Annotated in this window: 3 protein-coding genes and 1 pseudogene; 2 read left to right on the top strand and 2 right to left on the bottom strand. The window is 70.2% G+C overall.

Going from position 1 to position 3,756, the window contains the following annotated elements; translation table 11 throughout:
• Window positions 1–251: pseudogene (locus tag VF697_RS17735) on the top strand (carbohydrate-binding family 9-like protein); the annotation flags it as partial.
• 3 nt (window positions 252–254) lie between these two features.
• Here the strand turns inward: VF697_RS17735 and VF697_RS17730 are convergent.
• Both VF697_RS17730 and VF697_RS17725 read right to left on the bottom strand, forming a co-directional pair.
• Window positions 255–509, bottom strand: coding sequence for a hypothetical protein (locus VF697_RS17730; RefSeq protein ID WP_331096515.1), 255 nt, complete (start codon window positions 507–509; stop codon window positions 255–257).
• A 164-nt stretch (window positions 510–673) separates the two neighbouring features.
• Window positions 674–3,013, bottom strand: a complete 2,340-nt coding sequence (locus VF697_RS17725; protein WP_414641307.1) for a DNA internalization-related competence protein ComEC/Rec2 — start codon at window positions 3,011–3,013, stop codon at window positions 674–676.
• Between the two features lie 321 nt (window positions 3,014–3,334).
• Between VF697_RS17725 and VF697_RS17720 the strand changes: the two genes are divergently transcribed.
• The coding region (locus VF697_RS17720) for a CarD family transcriptional regulator (RefSeq protein ID WP_331096510.1) at window positions 3,335–3,756 on the top strand (422 nt) is incomplete at its 3' end.

Here is a 3,756-nt window from a genome sequence, read left to right as displayed (position 1 = left end):
CGGTGAAGGTGCGCGGCACGGTGGACAACCCCGCGGACCGCGACGAGGGCTGGCGGGTGGAGCTGAAGATTCCCTTCGCCCGGCTGGCCGAGGTGCCAAACCTTCCGCCGAAGAAGGGCGAGCGCTGGCGCTTCAACCTCTACCGGTTGGAGCACATGGGGCGGCAGCAGGTGGAAGGCCAGTCCTTCTCGCCACTCTTCGTGGGGGACTTCCACGCGCTGCCGCGCTTCGGTTGGCTCGTCTTCGAGTAGGCGCTACGAGTGCGGGGAGATCTCCCAGTGGGCGTCCGCGACGGAGCGCTCGGTGGGGTCTCCCAGGAAGCGCAGGAAGCCGCGCAGCTCGAGGGTGTCGATGAGCTCCTCCGCCTCGTACTCGGAGAAGTCCTTCATGTGCACGAGCAGGTCGCGCATGAGCGACTTGCCGCGCAGATAGCCCACGGGCTCGCCTGGAGCGAGCCTGTGCTTCAGTTCGGCGGTGAGCTGCCGCAGATCCAGGTCGTCGGAAATCATCGTCTCAAGGGTGGTGATGGGAGGCCGCCGGGGCAACCGTGGTCGTGGGTACCAGGGCCTCGGGAGCCTGGAAGGTGCTCAGGCGGACATCGAGCCCCTCTCACCCTCCCGGGCGATGGCACCGTCCGGCCCTGCTCACCCAGGACTTCGGCCCTGGGGCCGGCTCACGGCTCGGTGGGCGAGGCGACCGGGGCGGAGGGCGCGGGAGGCTCTGGCGTCAGGAAGGTGCTCAGCCGGATGTCGTGCCCATCGCTCTCCAGCGTGATGGCGCCGTGGACGTCCGTGCGCAGACACTCGGTGCCCAGGGTCCGGTAGCGCGCTTCCACCTCGGGGTGGGGGAAGCCGTAGCGGTTGCGGCGGCCCACGCAGAAGACGACGTAGCGCGGGCGGAGCCGCTCAAGGAACTCCTCCGTGGACGAGGTGCGCGAGCCATGGTGCGCCGCCTTCAGCACCGTCACCGGCCCGAGCCGTCCACTGGCGAGGAGCGCGGCCTCGCCCTCTTCCTCCACGTCGCCGGGGAGCAGCACGGTGACGTCGCCGTGGCGCACGAGGAACACCACGCTCTTGTCATTCACGCCCTCTATCAACTCGCGATCCTCGGGCGGGCCGAGCACCTCCAGGGTGGCCTCTCCCAGCGAGTAGGACGGGTGGCCGAGTTGCACCTCCTCCACCTGGGCGCCCGCGGCGGCGGCCACGAGCTTCTGGGACAGGGGCCCGTCCGCGCTGCCCGCGGAGAGCCAGAGGCGCGCGGTGGGCACCTGCTCCACCGTGGAGATGAGCCCGAGCGCATGGTCCGGGTGCGGATGGGAGAGCACGGCCAGGTCGAGCCGCTCGATGCGCGAGGCGCGCAGGAAGGGGACGACGACGCGGAGCCCCGGATCCGCGCCGCCGGGCACTCCCCCTCCATCGACGAGGGCATGGTGCCCCCGGGAGCTGAGCAGCACCGAGTCCCCCTGACCCACCGAGAGGAAGGTGATGCGCAGCCCGGGCTCGGGAGCGAGGCGCGGCACGAGCACGACGAGCGCCACGGCCATGGGAACGAGGAGCCCGCCCAGGCGCCAGCGCCGCTCGCCCAGGGCCCAGCACGCGAGCCCCGCGGCGTAGAGCAGGGTGGCCGCCGTGCTGAAGGCGGGCAGGTCCACCGTGGCCAGCGGCACGTGCGCGAAGAAGCGGGTGAACACCAAGAGCAGCTGTGAGACCCACGCTCCGCCCCACAGCAGGGGTGTGGCCAGCACCGGCGCCACCACGTAGAGGGCCGCGCCACCGGCCGCGAACCCCGTGAGCAGCCCGCACAGCGGCATGCAGACGATGTTGGAGATGAGCCCCGCGAGGCTCGCGCGGCCGAAGGTGCCGGCCACGAGGGGGACACTGGCCACCGTCACCGCGAGGCTCGCGCAGAACGTCTCCAGCACCGTCTCCCGGGCGCTCGCGAGCAGGCGCTTCACCCGGTGGGACTCCTGTGGATCCGGTGGAGGGAGGGGAACGGCCTCGCGCAGGGCGGGGGTGAGCAGCAGCAGGCTGAAGACGGCGAGGAAGGACAGCTGCAGCGACAGGTCCGCGACGCTGGAGGGCCCCCAGGCGACGAGCAGCGCGGCGGCGGCGGCGAGGCTGTTGAGCCCATCGGCCCGTCGCCAGAGGGCGAGCCCCAGCAGCACCACCGTGGCCATCACCGCCGAGCGCACCGCGGGCGGCTGGTTGCCGGTGAAGACGACATAGGCCCAGACGAAGGGCACCGAGGCGGGGGCGGCCAGGCGGCGGGCATCCACGCGTCGCAGGCCCCGCAGCCGCGCTCCGGCCAGCACGAGCAGCCAGCGCAGCAGGGCCAGCGTCATGAGGGCGAGCGCCGCCACGTGCAGCCCACTCACGCTGAGTACGTGTGCGAGTCCACTCCGAGAGAAGTCCTCCTCCAGCGTGTCGTCGAGCGCGGCGCGCTGTCCGGCGGCCAGGGTGAGGAAGAGGGCCGCGGAGTCCGCCGAGGGGGCCACGGCGCGCACGGCCTCGGAGAGCCCCGCCTGCGTGCGCACCAGCTCCTGGCGCCAGCCCGAGGGCGGGGACAGCACCAGCAGCCCCGCGGACGGGAAGCTGCCGGTGAAGACGAGCCCCTGCCGTCGCCGGATGGCGGACAAATCCTTTTCTCCGGGATTCAGCGCGGACTCGAGCGGTTTGAGTCGGGCCTCCATGCGGACGCGCTGGCCGGGCAGCAGCGAGGGGGGCTCGCCCTGGGCATAGAAGCTCGCGTGGAAACGGGCGGGCGTCCCGGCGCCCTGTCCCACGCGGGCCACCGCGACGAGGAGGCGGGTGGAGTCCTCGAAGCGCTCCACGCGCTCCACCTCGCCCTCCAGCACCGCGGTGCCCCCCGCGTGGAGTGCGTGCGGCACATCGGCCCCCGCCTCCAGGGCCGCCAATCCGGCTCCAGAGAGCCCGAGGCACACGAGCACGCCTAGATGGGCACCAGGCAGGCGGGCGAGCCAAAGGGAGGCGAGGCCCACGGCCGAAGCGGCCATAAGCTGGAATAATCCTGTGCCAATTCCTGGTTTTGAGCCCAACCCCGCGCCAAGGATGAGGCTCACAGCGGGGAAGAAGAGAGGACGCGCGGTCAGATCGCGCCACGAGTATCGGCCCACCATCCACCCCCCCCACCAACCCGATTCGTCCCGTCGTGGTGACTCGCCCTACCGAGCGAGCGCACACACGCAAAGGCCCCACGCTAGTCGGGAGATTCTGGGCGGGTCAAGGCTTCAATGTTGCTGGAAGGGGTGGATTGTGGTACTCGTGGTTGGCTTTCTGCGGGCCGGGTGTCGAGCCATCCAAGGAGGCGGTAACGAGTGCAGACGAGCTTCAAGACCGGCGACAAAGCGGTGTATCCCGGGCAGGGCGTTGGCGAAGTGATGGGGATTGAGCACACCGAAGTGGCCGGGCAGCGCCAGTCCTTCTACGTGCTGCGCATCCTGGAGAATGGGATGCGGATCATGATCCCAATCAACAAGGTGGGCTCGGTCGGCCTCCGGGAGATCATCAGCGAGGACGACGTCAAGCAGGTCTACTCCATCCTGAAGGAGAAGGACATCTCGGTCGACTCCACGACGTGGAACCGTCGCTACCGGGAGTACATGGAGAAGATCAAGACGGGGTCCGTGTTCGAGATCGCCGAGGTGCTTCGTGACCTCTACCTCCTCAAGGGCGACAAGGATCTCTCTTTCGGTGAGCGCAAGATGCTGGATACCGCGCGCTCGCTGCTCATCAAGGA

Source organism: Archangium sp. (genome assembly GCF_036388035.1).
GTDB lineage: Bacteria > Myxococcota > Myxococcia > Myxococcales > Myxococcaceae > Archangium.
Note: the sequence above shows the minus strand (reverse complement) of the source record. Positions and strands in the feature narration are given on the sequence as shown.

Coding starts and splice junctions, on each gene's coding strand:
- VF697_RS17730 (WP_331096515.1), bottom strand. CDS start 509: ATGATTTCCGACGACCTGGATCTGCGGCAGCTCACCGCCGAACTGAAG.
- VF697_RS17725 (WP_414641307.1), bottom strand. CDS start 3,013: ATGGCCGCTTCGGCCGTGGGCCTCGCCTCCCTTTGGCTCGCCCGCCTG.